This window comes from Dysgonomonas sp. Shenzhen-Wh21 (genome assembly GCF_043392705.1).
Classification (GTDB): Bacteria; Bacteroidota; Bacteroidia; order Bacteroidales; family Dysgonomonadaceae; genus Dysgonomonas.
The window spans coordinates 1-18,421 of the sequence record NZ_JAIXHZ010000195.1; the positions used below are offsets into that span (position 1 = coordinate 1).

The 18,421-nt window shown below is 38.7% G+C and carries 17 protein-coding genes; 7 read left to right on the plus strand and 10 right to left on the minus strand.

Going from position 1 to position 18,421, the window contains the following annotated elements; genetic code table 11:
• Positions 1–184: 184 nt before the first annotated feature.
• Both LDB17_RS13585 and LDB17_RS13590 read right to left on the minus strand, forming a co-directional pair.
• Positions 185–637: a GNAT family N-acetyltransferase gene (locus LDB17_RS13585; RefSeq protein WP_252639559.1), complete on the minus strand. Its 453-nt coding sequence runs from the start codon at positions 635–637 to the stop codon at positions 185–187.
• A 93-nt stretch (positions 638–730) separates the two neighbouring features.
• The gene (locus LDB17_RS13590) at positions 731–1,042 is read right to left on the minus strand and encodes a hypothetical protein (protein WP_252639560.1); all 312 of its coding nucleotides are present in this window, start codon (positions 1,040–1,042) and stop codon (positions 731–733) included.
• Positions 1,043–1,246: 204 nt separating this feature from the next.
• On the opposite strand from LDB17_RS13590, the gene LDB17_RS13595 reads away from it, so the two are divergent.
• The 5 genes from LDB17_RS13595 (at position 1,247) to LDB17_RS13615 (ending at position 7,158) form a co-directional block, all read left to right on the plus strand.
• Positions 1,247–2,161, plus strand: coding sequence for a hypothetical protein (locus LDB17_RS13595; protein ID WP_252639562.1), 915 nt, complete (start codon positions 1,247–1,249; stop codon positions 2,159–2,161).
• A gap of 175 nt (positions 2,162–2,336) precedes the next feature.
• Entirely contained in the window at positions 2,337–3,134 is a 798-nt protein-coding gene (locus LDB17_RS13600; RefSeq protein ID WP_252639563.1) for a UDP-2,3-diacylglucosamine diphosphatase, read from the plus strand.
• Positions 3,131–4,213, plus strand: a complete 1,083-nt coding sequence (locus tag LDB17_RS13605; RefSeq protein WP_252639564.1) for a glycosyltransferase family protein — start codon at positions 3,131–3,133, stop codon at positions 4,211–4,213. Before LDB17_RS13600 ends, LDB17_RS13605 begins: the two co-directional genes overlap by 4 nt.
• The gene (gene ppk1, locus LDB17_RS13610) at positions 4,214–6,250 is read left to right on the plus strand and encodes a polyphosphate kinase 1 (RefSeq protein ID WP_252639565.1); all 2,037 of its coding nucleotides are present in this window, start codon (positions 4,214–4,216) and stop codon (positions 6,248–6,250) included. It begins immediately after the preceding gene.
• A complete protein-coding gene (locus LDB17_RS13615) occupies positions 6,247–7,158 on the plus strand; it encodes a hypothetical protein (RefSeq protein ID WP_252639566.1) in 912 nt (303 codons plus the stop codon). The genes ppk1 and LDB17_RS13615 overlap by 4 nt, the downstream gene beginning before the upstream one ends.
• Before the next feature lie 5 nt (positions 7,159–7,163).
• Here LDB17_RS13615 and LDB17_RS13620 read toward each other — a convergent pair whose 3' ends face one another.
• The 7 genes from LDB17_RS13620 to LDB17_RS13650 all read right to left on the minus strand — a co-directional run bounded on the left by LDB17_RS13620 (position 7,164) and on the right by LDB17_RS13650 (position 14,236).
• Positions 7,164–7,706 (minus strand): CvpA family protein, encoded by a 543-nt coding sequence (locus tag LDB17_RS13620; protein ID WP_252639567.1) that lies wholly within the window; start codon positions 7,704–7,706, stop codon positions 7,164–7,166.
• Between the two features lie 87 nt (positions 7,707–7,793).
• The gene (gene rpmH / locus LDB17_RS13625; RefSeq protein ID WP_006841928.1) at positions 7,794–7,946 is read right to left on the minus strand and encodes a 50S ribosomal protein L34; all 153 of its coding nucleotides are present in this window, start codon (positions 7,944–7,946) and stop codon (positions 7,794–7,796) included.
• A 90-nt stretch (positions 7,947–8,036) separates the two neighbouring features.
• Entirely contained in the window at positions 8,037–8,537 is a 501-nt protein-coding gene (locus tag LDB17_RS13630) for a dihydrofolate reductase (RefSeq protein WP_252639568.1), read from the minus strand.
• 19 nt (positions 8,538–8,556) lie between these two features.
• Positions 8,557–9,051, minus strand: a complete 495-nt coding sequence (locus tag LDB17_RS13635; RefSeq protein ID WP_252639569.1) for an outer membrane beta-barrel protein — start codon at positions 9,049–9,051, stop codon at positions 8,557–8,559.
• Positions 9,052–9,055: 4 nt separating this feature from the next.
• Positions 9,056–10,492 (minus strand): CCA tRNA nucleotidyltransferase, encoded by a 1,437-nt coding sequence (locus LDB17_RS13640; RefSeq protein WP_252639570.1) that lies wholly within the window; start codon positions 10,490–10,492, stop codon positions 9,056–9,058.
• Between the two features lie 220 nt (positions 10,493–10,712).
• Positions 10,713–11,900 (minus strand): class I SAM-dependent rRNA methyltransferase, encoded by a 1,188-nt coding sequence (locus tag LDB17_RS13645; protein ID WP_252639571.1) that lies wholly within the window; start codon positions 11,898–11,900, stop codon positions 10,713–10,715.
• A gap of 32 nt (positions 11,901–11,932) precedes the next feature.
• Entirely contained in the window at positions 11,933–14,236 is a 2,304-nt protein-coding gene (locus tag LDB17_RS13650) for a TonB-dependent receptor (RefSeq protein WP_252639572.1), read from the minus strand.
• Between the two features lie 135 nt (positions 14,237–14,371).
• Between LDB17_RS13650 and LDB17_RS13655 the strand changes: the two genes are divergently transcribed.
• The gene (locus LDB17_RS13655) at positions 14,372–15,025 is read left to right on the plus strand and encodes a hemolysin III family protein (RefSeq protein WP_252639573.1); all 654 of its coding nucleotides are present in this window, start codon (positions 14,372–14,374) and stop codon (positions 15,023–15,025) included.
• Between the two features lie 3 nt (positions 15,026–15,028).
• On the opposite strand, the gene LDB17_RS13660 is transcribed toward LDB17_RS13655, so the two are convergent.
• Positions 15,029–17,182 carry a helix-turn-helix domain-containing protein gene (locus LDB17_RS13660; protein ID WP_252639574.1) on the minus strand — a complete coding sequence of 718 codons (2,154 nt, stop codon included), beginning with the start codon at positions 17,180–17,182 and terminating at the stop codon, positions 15,029–15,031.
• A gap of 76 nt (positions 17,183–17,258) precedes the next feature.
• Here LDB17_RS13660 and LDB17_RS13665 point away from each other — a divergent pair, with 76 nt between their 5' ends.
• Positions 17,259–18,314 (plus strand): DUF6340 family protein, encoded by a 1,056-nt coding sequence (locus tag LDB17_RS13665; protein WP_252639575.1) that lies wholly within the window; start codon positions 17,259–17,261, stop codon positions 18,312–18,314.
• Positions 18,315–18,421: the final 107 nt, after the last annotated feature.

The window sequence follows — 18,421 nt, forward strand, 5'->3', positions numbered from 1 at the left end:
TAAATCATAAATTTGCAGCCCGAAACAGAGAGGAGGTTTGATGATCTTCTGAACATTGCTTCAGTAAAGCAATATCATACCACAAGTGAATATGTTTTGTTCAAAAGATCATCAAACCTCCTCTCTGTTTCGGGCTGCAAATTTATGATTTAATATCTTAACGAACAAGACTTTTTAAAAAATTCTATTCTTTTTTCATTTCAATATGGGGTAGCCCATCTTCGAGATACATCTCGCTGGTTTGCCTGAAGCCGTGGCTCTCATAAAATTTTTGAAGATATTGCTGAGCAGAAATCGTAATTCGCGTCTCACCTAAAGTTGCAGATGCTATATCCAGGGCTTTTTTCATCATGTCGTGCCCATACCCGTACTTCCTATACTCCTGAGCAACAATAACCCGTCCGATACAAGCCTCTTCAAAATAATCTCCGGCCTTAAATATACGGCAATAAGCCACTAGCCTGTCGTCTGCATACCCGGAGAGATGCAGTGCTTTTTGGTCTTTATAGTCTGTATCGAGATACGGAGCATCTTGCTCAACAACAAATATTTTGCACCGTAGATGCAAGATCTCATATAATTCGTTTATAGTAAGCTCTTCGAAACGGCTTACTTTCCATACTAATTCTTTCTTCATGCGTAATAAATCAGAAAAATCGCATAAAGATAATTTTTTATTTTTTACAACATTATACCTGTCAGTAAGATTCACTCTGCATAAACAAGAGAACTATACTTCAATATCACTAATAGTATCACCCAAAACCTCAGCAACTCCCCCCGCAACTCTAACAACACTTTCAGCTATTTCTTCAGCGTGCTCTCCGATCGTTTCCCCTACAGAAGTCAAAGCTTCCGAAACATTATCCAGAATATTATCGCTGCCTTCTGCAGATACTTCCTCGCCATCCTCAACCAGAACGCTTACTACTTTCTTTGCTATTTGCAATGGTAATTCAAGCACATCGCCACTAAGAATATGTGAGCCGGACGATTCTTTCCCTGCTTCCGTTTTTTCTTTTTTATGATCTAAGTCTGCCATAATCTTTCTATTTTGAGATAAACAATCAATACAAACCAAACATAAGCATTATAATTCTCATAAAAAAATAAAAGACAATACATTAAAGTGTAATAGTTCTGAATAATACAATTATATAACAACCCGACAATCTTAATTTTAATGCAATCCAATAGTAATAGTTTTGTAACCCCTCTTACTTATTTTTGCCAATAAAAAAAGCTTATGAATGTTAGACGTTTAGGAGCAATAGATATCGGCTCCAACTCTGTACGCCTTCTTATCACAGATGTTCTCGATTATAATGGACGTGCAGTATTTAAAAAGGATTCATTAATTCGTATTCCTTTAAAATTGGGAGAGGATACATTTTCTACAGGATATATAAGTGAGCAGAAGAAAGAAAAGCTCGCCATTCTAATGCAATCTTTCCGTGGGCTGATACAGGTAAATGATGTAGAAATATGGCGTGCCTGTGCAACGTCTGCCATCAGGGAAGCCTCTAACGCACAAGAAGTATTGGAGTACGTAGTTGCCAAGTCGGGCATCGAAATCGATGTAATTGACAGCAAAGAAGAGGCTCGCTTTATTCTTACAAACAGAATAGACGAATTGCTCGAGGAGAACAGAGTATACATATATACGGATGTAGGTGGAGGAAACACAGAGCTCATTATTTTTTATCAGAACAAAGAGATCGCATCCGAATCGTTCAAGCTAGGAACTATTCGCTCACTACCGCTTGAGGAAGAAAGAGCCGAATGGGACAGAATGAAAAATTGGCTCACAGAACACAGCAAAGATTATATAAAAGTATCCCTCATTGGGTCGGGTGGAAACATAAATAAACTGGATTCACTATTACGCCGTTCAGGACGCATACGCAGAGAAGAGTTAGTGAGCTTTGCGGCTAAAATGAGAAAAATGAGTTACGAAGAACGGTTGGTGAATCTTAAAATAAACCTCAATCGGGCAGAAGTGATATTGCCTGCAATAGCAATATACCTTAAAGTAATGAAACTGGCTCGGGCACTTGTCATCGAAACACCAATAATAGGTGTCGCCGATGGCATTATCAAAGACCTATACATGACGCACTTCTATCAACCGTCTGCCCCTGCACTTTCTATCGATAAATAAAGAACTACAGCACAAACAGATACATGGCAAACAGAGAAATATTTACCATCTGTTTGCTCATCATTTATATCATCATAAAACCCTACCTATATTAATCTTAACCATTTATTCATAATTACTTAACAGCGTTGTCATAATCTATTTATTCTTTTGATATGAAAAAAAGAGAAAAAATATGACAAACAAAAAACATCACAAAACCATTGTTCTTTCAGATATCCATCTGGGATCTAAATGGTCAAAAGCAAAAGAAGCAACAAGATATTTAAAAGACAACACATGCGACACTCTCATTTTATGCGGAGACATTATTGATGGGTGGCAATTGATGCGAGGAAGAAAAGCAAAGTGGAAAAAGAGACACAGCAATTTCATTAAACTACTATTGGATATACAACGTAAAACGAAGATAATCTATTTGAGAGGGAATCACGACGACTTCATGGACAGGATACTTCCTTTCAAGTTTCAGAATATAGAAATTGTTAAAGATTATATCTACAAAAGCGGAGACAAACGGTTCTATGTCCTCCACGGAGATGTATTCGACCTTGTTACATCTCGCTACAGCTGGTTATCTAAAATCGGAGATGTAGGTTACTCTCTACTGATGCTGATCAATAGATACTACAACAACAGACGAGAAAAAAAGGGGTTGCCTTATTACTCCCTGTCGCAAGAAGTGAAGAAAAAAGTAAAAGCATCTGTATCATACATTAGCGATTACGAGAAACATATTGTAGATATAGCACGCCACAAAAAGTGTGACGGGGTTATATGCGGTCACATACATCAACCCGAAAAAAGATATTATGGCGATATTCTTTATCTGAATTCGGGTGATTGGGTCGAATCTCTATCTGCTCTCACCGAAGACTATGACGGCAATTGGGAGGTTGAATATTATGTACCTGAGCCACAGGCTAACAATTCGGTATTTGAAGACAAGAAAGATATAAGATTTGCAATATGAGATATTTATTTATTGTTCAAGGAGATGGACGAGGGCACATGACTCAGGCTATAGCCTTGTCTGATATCCTTCGCCGCAATGGTCACGAGGTTGTAGAAGTTTTAGTTGGAAAAAGTAAGGTTCGGGTCATACCCGATTTTTTTTATCAGAAAATCGGAGCTAAAGTAAGAACTTTCGATACCTTGTCTTTTGTATTCAAAAAAGATAAAAAGCGGATCCACTTCTTAAAGACTTTGCTTTTCAACATATCGCCTAAGAGATTAAGGAAATATAAAAAAAGCATAGAGAAAATACATCGGCGTATACAGAAAAACGAACCCGATGTTATTGTCAATTTCTACGAACTGCTCACCGGGCTCACCTATTTGCGATTTAGCACTGATATCCCGATTGTAAATATCGGACATCAATATCTGCTAAAACATCCGGGCTATTTACATGGAAAAGGAGATGAACAAGGAATGATGTTCTTGAGACTGCACATGCTGCTATGTGGTGTAGGTGCAACCAAAACACTTGCGTTATCATTCTATCCGTTAAAAGATTATATCCCCGAACGTATTGCAGTAGTTCCGCCTCTGCTCCGATCCGAAATATTATCGCTACAACCTACAACCGAAGACTACATTTTGGGATACATGCTTAATCATGGGTATGAAAATGAAGTAAGGGCATGGCACGAGCAACATCCTAACGTAAAATTACATTTCTTCTGGGATAAGCAAAATGTACCGAAGGAACTAATAGTAGACGAAAATTTAACACTCCATACGATCGATGATGAAAAATTCCTTAACTTTATGAGCAGATGCTGCGGATATATTACAACAGCGGGGTTCGAATCGGTTTGTGAAGCTCTCTATCTGGGGAAAGCCATAATGATGATCCCGGCTCATATAGAACAGGAAGTAAACGCAGCTGATGTTATCTCTTTTGGAGGAGGCATTGTTGGAAACAATTTTGATATGAGCGTGTTATTAAACTATATGAAAACAAAGCAACAATCGGATGACTCTTTTCGTGAATGGGTAAATTCGGCTGAGCAGACTTTTTTAAGGCATCTAACAACACTGGCATAAATGATAAACAACAGGGATTTAAGCTGGCTAACCTTTAATGAGCGGGTACTGCAAGAAGCTCAGGATAAAAGTGTACCTCTGATGCAGAGGCTTCGTTTTCTTGGTATATTCTCAAACAATCAGGACGAGTATATAAAGGTTAGGATAGCCAATATCGTCCGCCTTAGTCAGATTAGAGCAAAGAACGCACCTCTCCTCTCGGGAGGATACACTGCTAAAGAATTACTGCCCCTTATCAACAGTCAGGTCTCTGAAGGGCAAAAGAAATTTATGCAAACTTATATCGATGTTCTCTCCGAAATGGAGAAACATAATATTTATGTAGTGAATGAGAAAAAACTGAACCAGAAACAAAAACAGTTTTGCCACGAATATTTCTCGAGCGTTGTCAGCCCGCTTCTTGTTCCACTTATAATTCGTAAATCTACCCAATTACCCTTTTTGCGGGATAACAATATCTACCATGCGGTTAAGATGTGCTCCGACAAAAACGATTCCAGATATGCAATTATTCAAATTCCGGTAAGTTCTTCATGTCCACGCTTTGTCGTATTGCCATCAGTAAAAGGCAGACACGACATCATATTTTTAGATGATATAATTCGTTTATGCTTGGACGAAATATTCTTTATGTTTAATTATAAAAGTATTTCGGCATATACATTCAAGCTGATGCGTGATGCTCAACTCACAATAGATGACGACATTTCTAAAAGCTTGATAGAAAAGATGGAGACCGGATTACAAAATCGTCTGCACGGACAGCCTGTTCGCCTCATCTACGACAAAGAGATGCCCGAAGACTTGTTAGATATCATATCATCAAAGCTCCAGCTAAAAAGGCGAGAGGAACTAGATGCAGGAGGGCGATATCATCTTATGAGGGATTTAATGAAATTCCCTAAGGTACGTCCCGATCTTGAAAGCAAAAGCTTGGCTCCGCTAAACCATCCGCATATAAAGCCTTTTTCGAGCATATTGAAAACCATTGCTCGTAAAGATGTATTACTTAATTATCCATATCATACATTTAATCATTTTATTGATTTTCTTCGGGAAGCTGCGATAGATCCTAAAGTAGAAAGTATCTATATCACTTTATATCGTGTTGCAGAACGTTCGAAAGTTATTAATGCCCTCATCAATGCAGCCAAGAACGGCAAGAGAGTAGTTGTATTAATGGAACTACTGGCACGATTCGATGAAGAACAAAATGTAGAATATTCGGAGATACTGCAAAAGGAGGGGGTAAAAGTCATACATGGCGTCACCGGACTAAAGGTACACAGCAAAATCGTTTTGGTAGAACGTAAGAATAAAGATTTTGCATATATCGGAACCGGCAACTTTAATGAGGCAACAGCTCAGATATATGGCGACTTCGGCTTGTTTACATCAAATCCTCAAATAGTAGCTGATACGGCTATAGTATTCGATTTTCTGATCAATACACACAAACACTTCTCGTGCAAGCAACTGCTTGTTTCACCTTATTACATGCGCAATCAATTCGTCAACCTTATTAAGAAAGAAATAAAGAATGCGCAGAACGGAAAACGGGCTCATATATTTGCTAAGTTTAACAGCCTTACCGATGAAGAAATGGTGAAGCTGCTTTACAAAGCAAGTCAGGCAGGAGTCGAGATACGGCTCATCGTAAGAGGAGCATGTTGCTTACAACCACAAATGAAAGATCTGAGTGAAAACATACGGGTAATAAGTATTGTCGATCGCTATCTCGAACATGCACGTATAGCCATATTCCACAATGGTGGAGACGAGAAAGTTTACATCATGAGTGCAGACTGGATGACACGAAATCTAGACAGAAGAATAGAGGTGGGAGTTCCTATCCTCGACAAAGAAATAAAACAAACATTGAAGGGCTTCTTTGATATACAATGGTCGGATAACGAAAAAGCAAGAGATCTCACTGTCTTTGGAAGCAACAATTATGTAAAGAGAGGAGACAATCCTCCTTGCCGTTCTCAGACAGCTTTATACGATTTTTATAAGAAATTGAATGATAAAAAATGAATACAGATATATTTGCAGCAATAGATATAGGTTCTAATGCTATTCGCCTACTTATAAACAACATTGAAGTAAACGGAACAACGCCCGACTTCAAGAAGGTAGCTTATCTCCGTGTACCTATCCGTTTGGGTGACGACGTATTCACCTCTGGAACAATAAGCAAAGATAAGGAGTGGCGGCTTATACATGCAATGCAGGGCTTCTCACATATAATGAAAGCCTATGGCGTGATGAACTACAGAGCCTGTGCAACCAGCGCCATGCGTGATGCTACCAACGGAGCCAATATAGTAGAAGACATACGGCGCGAGAGTGGCATAAACATAGACATCATAACAGGCAGGGAGGAAGCCGAAATCATATACGAGGCCGGAGAGTTGGACAACTTTATGGACAAAAGGAAGAACTACCTCTATGTTGACGTTGGAGGAGGTAGTACAGAGGTGATCGTATACAGCAATCAGCAGAAAGTCGACTCCAATTCGTTTCAGATGGGAACTGTGCGCTTACTCGTAGATGCCGTAAAAGAAGATGAAGAGAAACGATTTAAGTCTTGGTTGAAGGATATCTCTAAAGACAATAACTCATTCAGTATAATTGCATCGGGTGGAAACATAAATAAGATCCACAAAGTATTAGGAAAAAGAGAACGTGAACCTATCAGCTATGACGAACTGAAGAAACTCTACGATAGCCTAAAATCGTTGAGTTATGAAGAGCGGATTCAGTCTTATAAGCTTAATACTTACCGTGCTGACGTTATTGTTCCTGCTTTGAAGATATTCTTATCGATTAGTAAGATTTGTAAAGTGAACGAAATATTCGTTCCTAAGATCGGACTATCGGATGGTATTATATATCACTTATTTCATGAGCATCAAACATCTGGAACCGTTGCTAAGAAATAGTATATCTAAATAGCAATGCCCTTGTCTTTAATATGGGTAGCAGCCTCTTCTTTCAAGTCTTTTACCCAGTCAAATCGCAAGTAAGGAATTACTGCTCTGGCAATATTGATAACAGTAGGATAGGAATAGGATTTTTCACGCACATCCTCTTTAATCAGATGCTTGTTTTGGTCTAATTCAACAGCAAGGTTTATCACAATACTGAATACTACAAGCCATTTAGCACAACAAAACAAAGCTCCGGACAGTCGGTTGAGAGCACTCATTTTTATGGCTTCCACAAATGACTCGAGTAGCTTCCCCGCAAAGAACAACGCCACGATAATAAGCAGAAAGGCCACAATATAAGATAATGGGCCGATAATGTGAGGAGACGCCTCGGTTAGCTCTATCAACTTGGGAGCTATAAAGCCTGACAACTGACCAGCAAAAACCGCACCTAATATCAATCCGGCTAAAGATGCTATTTGCATAACAAGCCCGGAAAAGAACCCCTTAACAAGGGTTATCCCAATCAATATAACTACAAGCAAGTCGAACCAATTCATAGAAAGTGAGGCTTATATAAAAAACAAAAGTAAGAATTATAATAATTCTTACCTTGTATATCTTTAGCAAAATGCCTTTAAAAGATCTTATTTGCTGTATTCGTCAGAGACAGTTAGTTTAGCTCTTCCTTTTGCTCTGCGTGAAGCAAGTACTCTGCGTCCGTTTGCAGTAGCCATTCTAGAGCGAAAACCATGTTTGTTTTTTCTCTTTCTGTTTGATGGTTGAAAAGTTCTTTTCATTGCTATATATTATTTTCTGTTATAATTTCAATTATCTTCCAGATATTCGGGTTGCAAAAATAGGATGTTTATTTAATATAAGCAAGTATATTAACGTTTTATTTTCTCTAAATTGATGAAACTGTATCTGTATTTATGTTTCTCATCTGTATCATGATCTTCTCGCGATAGCTCCTCCCACTCTTCCTGTTTTATTTCGGGGAAGAAGGTGTCCGCTCCTTCAAACTGATGATGAATACGGGTCAGATAAAGCCTGTCTGCAAAACCAATTGCTTTCTTGTATATTGTTCCGCCCCCGATAAAAAAGATCTCCTGTTCATCTTTACAAAGCTCTATTGCCTCATCGATAGATGAAACCATTTCGCAGCGATCGAATTGTAAATCCTTATTATTAGTTATCACAATATTCCTTCTGCTGGGCAATGCACCTTTAGGTAACGACTCAAACGTTCGACGCCCCATTATAACAGGATAACCCGCTGTGATAGCCTTAAAATGCTTCAGATCGTTCGGCAAATGGCAAAGCAGGTCATTATTTTTACCGATGGCATTTGCTTCGTCAACCACAACTACAATTGATTTTATTGTCATAATTTCTTTATCTATAATTTTAGAACCGGACTCCGTAGCCTATACGTATGAGACTATAATCCGTATACCACGCATTCTTTTTTTTATCTATCAGATTATATCTATAATCGAAATTCAAGAATCCTTTCTTGCTTACGTTATACTCAACTCCTGCACCAAAACTAAGACCAAATCCTGTTTCATTTACATTATTCGGAATTCCTGAGAATGAATGATTGGACATAATACCTCCAGCAAAAGGATATATAGACAAGTTATTACACACATGTAATTGATACTGTAAATTAATTCCGAAATCCAGACCGAAACTACTTTCTTCAGGAAAATAGGCTACGAAATCGGTTGCTGCTCTAAAATTAGCAGGCAAATTATATTTATACTGTAAACCTACGCCCCAATTCGTATAATTAAATTTATTCCGATAAGCGAGATCCATTACTAAAGCTGATTTTTGAGCTTGCACACTCACACAGCAAATAAAAAACACAACGAACGCAAATAAATTCTTTTTCATATTATTATTTTATTGGTGTCAGTCCTATTTTTTTCGCTTTCTCTATCAAATAATTGTAAGCAGCGTCATATTCATTGGGAATCACCCCATCTAAGATAGCATCTTTGATGGATGACTTAAGCCGTCCCACTTCCACTCCGGGCCCAAGACCGAACATTTCCATTATTTCCTCACCCTTGATCGGCGGTTGAAAATTCCTCACCTGATCTTTCTCTTCTATATCTCTTAGTTTCTGACGTACAATCTCAAAATTACGAAGGTAACGACGAACCTTATCGGGATTCTTTGATGTAATATCGGCTTCACACAATGTCATCAGATCATCAATATCGTCACCTGCTTCAAAAAGCAAACGGCGAATGGCTGAATCAGAAATTTCCTCGTCTACCAATACCTGAGGACGCATATGCAAAGTAACCATTTTTTGCACATACTTCATCTTTTCATTCAATGGGAGCTTCATCCGTCTAAAGATTCCGGGAATCATCTTCTCGCCTATGAAATTATGATTGTGAAAAGTCCAACCGAATTTATTATCCCAGCGTTTGGTTGCAGGCTTGGCAATATCATGAAGTATAGCCGACCATCGGAGCCAGAGATTGTCTGTTTTCTTTGATATATTATCTAAGACGACCAAAGTATGATAAAAATTATCCTTATGTCCTACCCCTTCTTTTGTTTCAGCACCTTTCAAAGCTACTAATTCAGGAAAGATAATAGAAAGCAATCCGGTCTGATCGAGTTGAAGAAAACCAATCGAAGGTTTAGGCGAAAGTACTATTTTGTTCACCTCATCGATTATGCGCTCTCTTGATATAATCTCTATACGATCCTTATTTCGGCTGATTGCATCAAAGGTTTTAGGTTCTATATCAAAACCTAGTTGTGAAGAAAAACGTATTGCCCTGAGCATTCTCAAAGGGTCGTCGCTGAATGTAATATCAGGATCGAGCGGAGTACGAATAGTCAAACTATCCATATCTTTGAGCCCACCGAAAGGGTCTAGCAATTCTCCAAAACGATCTTTATTAAGACAAATCGCTAACGCATTTATTGTAAAATCTCTACGATTTTGATCGTCTTCGAGCGTACCATCCTCTACAATCGGTTTGCGCGAGTCTCTATTATAAGATTCCTTGCGAGCTCCAACAAACTCTATCTCCGTATCTTTGTACTTAATCTGTGCTGTACCAAAGTTCTTAAAAACCGAAAGTTTTGCTTTCCGCCCCAGAGCCTTAGTCACAGCCTCTGCCAGCTCGATACCTTTACCAATAGTAACAATATCTATATCTTTGGATACACGGCGTAGAAATATATCACGTACATAACCACCTATAGCGTAACATTCAAGATTCATCTCATCTGCCACACGTGAAATAGTATCAAATATTTCTCCCGAAAATTTCTTCTTTATTATATCGTTAAATTCGTTATTTAACATTTTATGTAGATAACTCTTTATTTCTATCAATCAAGTGACAAAAAGTGACAAAACAAGATATTCACAAACGCATAACAATCAAAACATTAAACATTAAAAGGTGACAAAAGTGACACTTCTTAATCTATTTCGAATTGTTACTTTTTCGCTTCTTCTTTTCAGCCTACTTCTCTCTATATAAGATAATTTGAAGCCAGAATAATGAACCGGCTAAAACCAATCACTCTACATATAATACCAATCCTTTCAGGTATTCGCCTTCAGGATGATAGATATTGATCGGATGATCGGCGGGCTGACTTAACTGGTGTAATATTCTCACACTCCTACCCGACAAAGCAGCAGCACTGAATACAGCCAAACGGAAAGCGTCTTTACTGATAACCTGCGAGCAAGAAAAAGTAAATACAACACCTCCGGGTGCTACTTTTTCGAATGCAGCAGCATTTAAACGCTTGTAACCTTGTAATGCATTTTTTATAGCCCCTCTATGTTTTGCAAAAGCGGGAGGATCAAGGATGATCAAATCATAGTCTCCTTTATTGATACCGCCCAAAAACTTGAATGCATCTTCGGCAAAAGCCTCATGTCGTTTATCATCGGGAAAATTCAACCCTACATTCCTATTCGTCAACATAATTGCCTTAGATGAGCTATCCACAGAGTGAACCAGATTTGCACCACCACGCAAAGCATAGAAAGAGAACCCTCCTGTATAACAAAACATATTTAGTACAGACCGACCTTTTGAATACTTTTCGAGCAATGCTCTATTATCTCGCTGATCTACAAAGAAACCGGTCTTCTGCCCTTTTACCCAGTCAGGATAAAACTTCAAACCATTCTCAAGTGCTATTTCGTTGACAGAATCACCTTTGTACAGATACTCATTTTCTGCTCCCAGATTGGCTTTGTATGGCAAGGTGGTTTCCGATTTGTAATATACATTTTTCAGATTATCTCCTAACACGGCCTTCAATGCATCACAGATCATCAGACGTGACTCGTGCATTCCTACCGAATGAGACTGAATAACAGCCGTTTCGGCATAAACATCTACGATAAGACCGGGGAGAAGATCGCCTTCTCCATGTACAAGGCGATATGAATTATTATTATCAGATAATAAGCCTATCGATTTCCTCAACTCCAATGCCGAAGACAAACGCTTTTTCCAGAAATCAAGATCAATATCTTCTTCTTCAAAAGATAATACCCGAACCTCTATACTCCCAATCTGATAATGACCGACAGCAATAAATTCATCGTTCACGGTATATACGTTAACGACTTCTCCTTCTGTAAGACTTTCATCTTTAGACTGTACTGCTCCCGAGAATATCCAAGGATGAAAACGCTTAAGCGATTCTTCTTTTTTAGGCTTTAGCTTGACCTTTTTATAATTCATAATTAAATAGCTGTCGAAATGAAGCTACAAAATTACAACTTTATTATCAAAGATGCACCCCAACGCATAGGTTTTCCTTTCTGAGCAAAATATTTACTGTCTGACCCAAACAAAAATGTATTGTAATCGCGATCGAGAATATTTTTACCCCAGAATTCTAATGAGAATATATTTTTTTCTAAAACAAGGTTAGCATTAAGTGTTCCGTAAAATCCTTGCGAGATCACATTATCTTCAGCCCAATAGGTTTTTCCGATTCCGGCAAAATTGGTATCGAATGTTATTCTATCCAACAATGTATTCCGTTTAAAATCATACGAAATACTACCGCCGATGCTGAATGTAGAACCGGGAGCAAACGGAATATGATTGCCTGTATAGTCTTTTACAACGTCTCCCGTACTATTCCTTACTTTATTATCTTTGAATGTAGCATCAGCCAAGCCATAATTCGCATAAAGATAAAAACCTTTACATGGGCGGGCCTTCAAGCCGATTTCAAAACCTTTACTTTCTGCTTTACCGGCGTTACTTACCATACGTCCACCCCGATTATTTACAAACTGGGTAATCTGTACATCACGTATATCCATATAATATACGGCAAAGTTTGCCTGCAACGAATTTTCTATAATATCAACTTGTCCGCCAAGTTCATAGCTCCAGCTATATTCAGGATTATAAGAGATACGATTATTAACTGGTGTACCGGCAGATGCAGAATGACCGCCACCCATACTCGGTGGTAGCATACCCATCATTTTAGCTTCGAGGGCTTCTTGCAGAAGATCGGCAAATATCTGAATATTATGTCCTCCTGCTTTGTAGCCACGCGACGCTGAACCATATACAAATGAGTTTTCATTTATCTGATATTTTAATACGGCTTTAGGCAGAAACTCCAAAAAATCTTTAGAATTAGCACCTACAATGGCTGTATCCGCTGCAAAAGACATTGGAGGCATTGGTGAGTTAGGTATCTTCACATCAAAATTAGCTACAGTTTCGGCATTGTAGTCCAGCTTTGTTTTTTCATAGTCGATACGCAGACCTAAAGTAAGCGACAGTCCCTTTGCTTTGAACAAATTATTGAATGTTGACTGATGAAAAGCAGCTAAACCATAAGTCGGACGTTTATATTGTCCATTGAGGTCTATCTGATCATCCGTAAAAATAATTGGAGCCCCAACAGCCGTTAATGGCGCCTGCAAATACTTCTGAATTCCATCCGACATCATATATACAGGAGGAGTGGTATGCAAGTAGTCATAAAACCCATATCCGCCAAACGACCATTGATAATCAGAAGGCTTAGTAGATTTTATTGTGATCTCCTGACTCAGTGAATTTTGCCTTTGCTTCTGATTTATTTGAAACATCGACAATCTTGTATAATCCTGGTCCATGTTCATATCATCGTTCAGGTACTGATAACCCATTGTAGAGTTAATCTCATAGCCCTGACCCGTATAGCGAAGCGCTAACCCGTTTGTCAATAGTTTTCTTTTGTAATAGCTGTCAGAGTTGTAATCAACCTCTTCTGTCTCTATATTGGCATACGGAAATGCTCCCTGATCTACATAGTCGAAACTTACAGAATAGGTAGCAGACAGACGTGGACTGATATCCCAAACAAACTTGGCACGTCCTCCGGCATTTTTCATATCATCAACCTTTTTGCCGGTAAATAGATTCTTAAAATAACCATCATCTTGTTTGTAGTAACCTCCTACAGAAAATCCCATCTTACTATTTATCCGCTGATAATGTGAAGCGTTTCCCGAGAGCTGACCGTGATTACCACCCCCTATTTTTATTGTCGTTCCTTCGTAAGTTAGTGGTGAGTAAGTATAAACATTGATAATTCCGCCCATTGCATTACGACCATACAATGTACCTTGTGTTCCCCTTAGCACTTCTACACGCTGAATATCAAACAATTCGGAGTCAAACGAAGTTGTATTGAAATAAGGAATATTATCCACATACATACTTACTGTTTGCTCACCCGAACGTGCGCCGACACCTCTTATATAAAGCGGGGCTGTCATTTTAGAACCATAGTCAGCAGCAAAATAATTCGGTACTATCGCACTCAGGTCTTTGATAGAATGCACTTGCAAGCCGTCGAGATTCTTAGGCGAGAAAACGGACACTGCCGCCGGAAGCGATTTTAAACTATTTGTCTCTTTTGTAGATGAGAGAACAACAATATCATACTTCAATTCTGTATATAACGTATCTTTGGGCATTTCACCTTTGCCCAGCATAAATAAGAAAGAGAATAATAAAGATACGGTAAGGAATAATTTTTTAGTAGAGTTATATAATTTCATAGATTCTATTTATAAAAAATGCAAAGAAACATATTTTTATAATATCCTTCAATCACTACTTCTAGTGATTTGGAAACAAATCCTTATCTTGCACAAAATTTCCAAACCTTCAATTTGGAGAAAGAAATTATAAAAATGAGTACAGCTAAATATTATACACGTGGAGAAGAAATCGCAAATACCGTATCTCACGGATTAGGCATACTAATGGGTATTGCAGCGGGTTTCGTACTACTCTCCGCCGCCATCAACAGTGGGAACAATTGGGCTATCGGTAGTGTTATCGGTTATTTGTTCGGGATGCTGGCATCTTACATCACATCCACTTGCTATCACGGATGCACACACGAAAGACGAAAAAGTCTGCTTCGTAAATTCGATCATAGCGCTATCTATTTGCATATAGCGGGTACCTATGTTCCTTTTACACTAATCGTGCTTCGCAATGAAAGCGCATGGGGCTGGAGCCTTTTTGCCTTCATCTGTGTTGCCGCTATTACCGGGCTGATCATGAGCTTTACCAACTTAAAAAAACATAGCAACTTGGAAACAGTCTGCTTTGTACTGATGGGTGGTGCTATCCTCGTTGCATTTAAGCCTCTTTACGATGTGCTATCTCAGACAGGTCAAATCGATGCGTTATATTGGCTCATTGCGGGAGGTGTATCCTATGTGATAGGAGCATTGTTTTATTCGTGGACAAAGAAAAAATATATGCACACTGTCTTTCATGTATTCGTTCTGATGGGAAGTCTATGCCACATCATTGCCATATACACTATTCTATAGGTCTTATTTCCCATCAAGATATTTAATGTAATTAATTACGGCTTTTATATCGAGGTATGAGCATTCTTTGGGTAATTTCTCCTTGATTTCCGACAGAGAGGATTTTACACCCATCTTTTTGATTACAGGAAGCATATATTGCACTTTGTTATCGGGAACTAACTCTAAAATATCCAGCTCTCCGGTAAGGATAAAGCTCACAAGATGCCCCTCTATGGTAGTGGGCGACAGATTTCTCTCTGCGGCAATCTCTTTCACCGATTTTCCTTCGGTAAAGAGAGATAACGTGAGTCGGTGGCTATCCCCTTTTTGAGACTTGACTTTTTCAGGTGAAGCAACATTTTCGTAAGGAACTTCTACCTTCGAGAAGATTAACTCCTCAGTTAGGTTGATATTCCCATAGTTGATATGCTCTATCCGTGATAACAGCTTGAGCAATGTATTGTATACCTCGTTGGCTTTATTTAAGTATGCCTTTACTTTCGACTTCGTTTTGAATCTCTCCAAATGCAGCATCAATGGGGAAATAATACATTCAGAAACATCTTTATGGAAATATACAGCTGCTTTCTGCACTCTATCTTTCAATCTTGTCAGATCAGGATTGGGAGCAGATAATATATAATTCAGCTCTTTTATAAAGCTCTGTGCTATCTCTTGCTGTTCAATCGCTTTACTACACATTTGAGCAATCATAGACTGCACCTCTTCTTTTTCGGGAATCTTCTTTTCAGCGGCCAGCTCATTCAAAGAATGAAGGCTTCGAATAAAAGGCGTCCAATCAAAATATCTGACTAATTGCTTCGCACAGTAACGAGGTTTCTCTTGTTGTAGTATTCCATCCAGATAGACTATATCCTGCTCCTTTTTTGCAAATTCTATAGCATACGGATCGGTACTTATGCTCTGCTGGGTTATAGGAGAATATAGTACAATGCCATCCAACGACGTACAACGGCTAAGTGCCACATATACCTGTCCGGCTGCAAAAGCCTGTCCGGCATCAATTATTACCCTATCGAAAGTCAACCCCTGACTTTTATGAATGGTTATAGCCCAAGCCAAACGTATAGGATATTGTGTAAATGAACCAAGTTCCTCTTCCTCTATTTCGCCCGACTCTTCATTCAACGAATAACGGACATTTACCCACGAGTCGGGCTCTAGTTCCATTTCGTCTCCATTTTCGAATCTTACAAGGATATAATCTTCTTTCAATTGCACCACTGTAGCCAGCTTGCCGTTATAATAGCGACGATTTTCGCCCACATCGTTTTTCACAAACATAACCTGAGCTCCTTCTTTCAGAAGAAGTTCACATTCGGTGGGTAAAGAATTTTCAGAAAAATCTCCTTTTATCTCTCCTTTAAAGACATAACCTTTGCCCGGTAGCTGTCCCAGCTCTTCATTGTTAATGCGGTCAGTTTTATAGTTATGAGTGCATAGCGTAACATAGCTATCGCCTTTAGCAGGTCTGAAAGCAGGATTATATTTTTGGTTTAATACCTGTAGATCTTGCGAAGAGGTACAATTATTCCTCACCCGATTGAGTATATTTATAAATCGCTGGTCTTGCTGCCGGTATATCTTTTTTAACTCTATATAGAGCAGTGGATAATTATCCAGTACCTGCGCGTGAAAGAAGAAAGGTGATGGATAGTAATGCTTCAATTGTTCCCATTCTGCGGTTTGTACCACAGGAGGAAGCTGAAACATATCCCCGATAAAAAGTATCTGAACCCCTCCGAATGGCTCCTGATTGTTACGGTACCTACGAAGCATGTAGTCAATAGCATCTAACATATCGGCACGAAGCATACTTACTTCGTCGATAATCAACAAATCGAGTTCTCGCAACATCTCTATTTTCGATTTGCGAAGCTTGAAGTGATAGTCAAGCTTCTTTTTCCCTTCGAAGTTCGGGATAAATGGCTCGAACGGAAGTTGTAGCAATGAATGCAAAGTCACACCTCCCGCATTGATGGCCGCAACGCCTGTTGGAGCTGCAACGATCACATTCTTATCTATTGTTTTACGTATATGATGCAAAAAGGTGGTCTTTCCCGTTCCGGCCTTTCCTGTGAGGAAAACCGACTGAGATGTATGTTTGACAATATCACTTGCCAATTCAAAGACCTTGTTGACAGACACATCCATTATTTGGTAATATTTTCAATCGTATTTACAAATATAACTCTTATTTTTGTATCACTAGTTCATAACTTAGACCGCTATGACAAAATATATATTCATCTTTTTTTGTATTATTCTTATTTCCTCTTGCACGGTGACGAACCTTGTTTCAATCGAAGTACGTGAACCTGCACTAATTTCTTTCGAAAATCCTCAACAGAAAAACATTGTAATAGTTAATAACAGTGCATCACAATCGAGCGAAGATGTTGAGGCTAACGGAGAGGCTCTTAAAGATTCTTCTGTAATGCCCACAGATACAGCGAAAGCCATATTCACGAGCTCTTTGCGGCAATATCTGAGTGAAGAAAATTATTTCTCGAAAGTAGAAATCTATCCATACCCAACCAATGGTGGTGCAGCAAATGAAGTCAGACCATTATCGGCAAGAAAAATACAAACGATATGTAAAGAACAAAATGCGGATATTTTACTTTCACTTGATTTATTCATTGCATCGGCATCATTAGAGTCGGTGAATGTAGAATACTTTAATAATTACAGCATCTTGAGTTCACAAATCGGGGTATTGCTCAAAGCCTACAGTCTGGATGGCAGCTTACTGGCTCCTCCCATAGCCCATGTAGATAGCCTTTTCAGAGAATCGGCTGTTTCTTGGAATAATATGAAAAACAATATTCCGGAAATCAACGATCTGGTAACCGAGATAACGATGAAGGCTGCGGACGCAATGACATCTGCTATTGTTCCTTCGTGGAAAACAGATACCCGTTGGTATTATTCGGATAGTTCGAAAGGGATGAGAGAAGCGACCGACATGGTTTTAGCCGGAAAATGGCAAGAAGCAGCTAACATTTGGAGTGAATTGTATGACAAGGAGAAGAATACAAACAAAAAAATACGACTTGCATCGAATATAGCTCTGGCCAATGAGAACCTCGATGATATAGAAAACGCATTAGCATGGATCGATATAGCCTACGATCTCTTACCCCAAAAAAGCAATTCAGATCTTGCCTCACAAGTCTTTTTTTATAAGGAAACTCTGACAAAAAGAAATTTAGACAAAAACAAGCTGTATAAGCAATTGGGAATAGATCCTCCGGTGAATGAGGATTATGATGTCCCGTCCTAAAATAGGTTGACAGGATTTATACTAAAATATTATAAGAGCCGATGGATTTATATCCATCGGTTTTTTGATGTATAAAGTTAGGCGTTTTCATGTTTAACGCCAAATGC

Coding starts and splice junctions, on each gene's coding strand:
- LDB17_RS13635 (WP_252639569.1), bottom strand. CDS start 9,051: ATGAAAAAGAATTTATTTGCGTTCGTTGTGTTTTTTATTTGCTGTGTG.
- LDB17_RS13600 (WP_252639563.1), top strand. CDS start 2,337: ATGACAAACAAAAAACATCACAAAACCATTGTTCTTTCAGATATCCAT.
- rpmH (WP_006841928.1), bottom strand. CDS start 7,946: ATGAAAAGAACTTTTCAACCATCAAACAGAAAGAGAAAAAACAAACAT.
- LDB17_RS13645 (WP_252639571.1), bottom strand. CDS start 11,900: ATGAATTATAAAAAGGTCAAGCTAAAGCCTAAAAAAGAAGAATCGCTT.
- LDB17_RS13590 (WP_252639560.1), bottom strand. CDS start 1,042: ATGGCAGACTTAGATCATAAAAAAGAAAAAACGGAAGCAGGGAAAGAA.
- LDB17_RS13595 (WP_252639562.1), top strand. CDS start 1,247: ATGAATGTTAGACGTTTAGGAGCAATAGATATCGGCTCCAACTCTGTA.
- ppk1 (WP_252639565.1), top strand. CDS start 4,214: ATGATAAACAACAGGGATTTAAGCTGGCTAACCTTTAATGAGCGGGTA.
- LDB17_RS13615 (WP_252639566.1), top strand. CDS start 6,247: ATGAATACAGATATATTTGCAGCAATAGATATAGGTTCTAATGCTATT.
- LDB17_RS13655 (WP_252639573.1), top strand. CDS start 14,372: ATGAGTACAGCTAAATATTATACACGTGGAGAAGAAATCGCAAATACC.
- LDB17_RS13660 (WP_252639574.1), bottom strand. CDS start 17,182: ATGGATGTGTCTGTCAACAAGGTCTTTGAATTGGCAAGTGATATTGTC.
- LDB17_RS13585 (WP_252639559.1), bottom strand. CDS start 637: ATGAAGAAAGAATTAGTATGGAAAGTAAGCCGTTTCGAAGAGCTTACT.
- LDB17_RS13650 (WP_252639572.1), bottom strand. CDS start 14,236: ATGAAATTATATAACTCTACTAAAAAATTATTCCTTACCGTATCTTTA.
- LDB17_RS13605 (WP_252639564.1), top strand. CDS start 3,131: ATGAGATATTTATTTATTGTTCAAGGAGATGGACGAGGGCACATGACT.
- LDB17_RS13620 (WP_252639567.1), bottom strand. CDS start 7,706: ATGAATTGGTTCGACTTGCTTGTAGTTATATTGATTGGGATAACCCTT.
- LDB17_RS13640 (WP_252639570.1), bottom strand. CDS start 10,492: ATGTTAAATAACGAATTTAACGATATAATAAAGAAGAAATTTTCGGGA.
- LDB17_RS13630 (WP_252639568.1), bottom strand. CDS start 8,537: ATGACAATAAAATCAATTGTAGTTGTGGTTGACGAAGCAAATGCCATC.
- LDB17_RS13665 (WP_252639575.1), top strand. CDS start 17,259: ATGACAAAATATATATTCATCTTTTTTTGTATTATTCTTATTTCCTCT.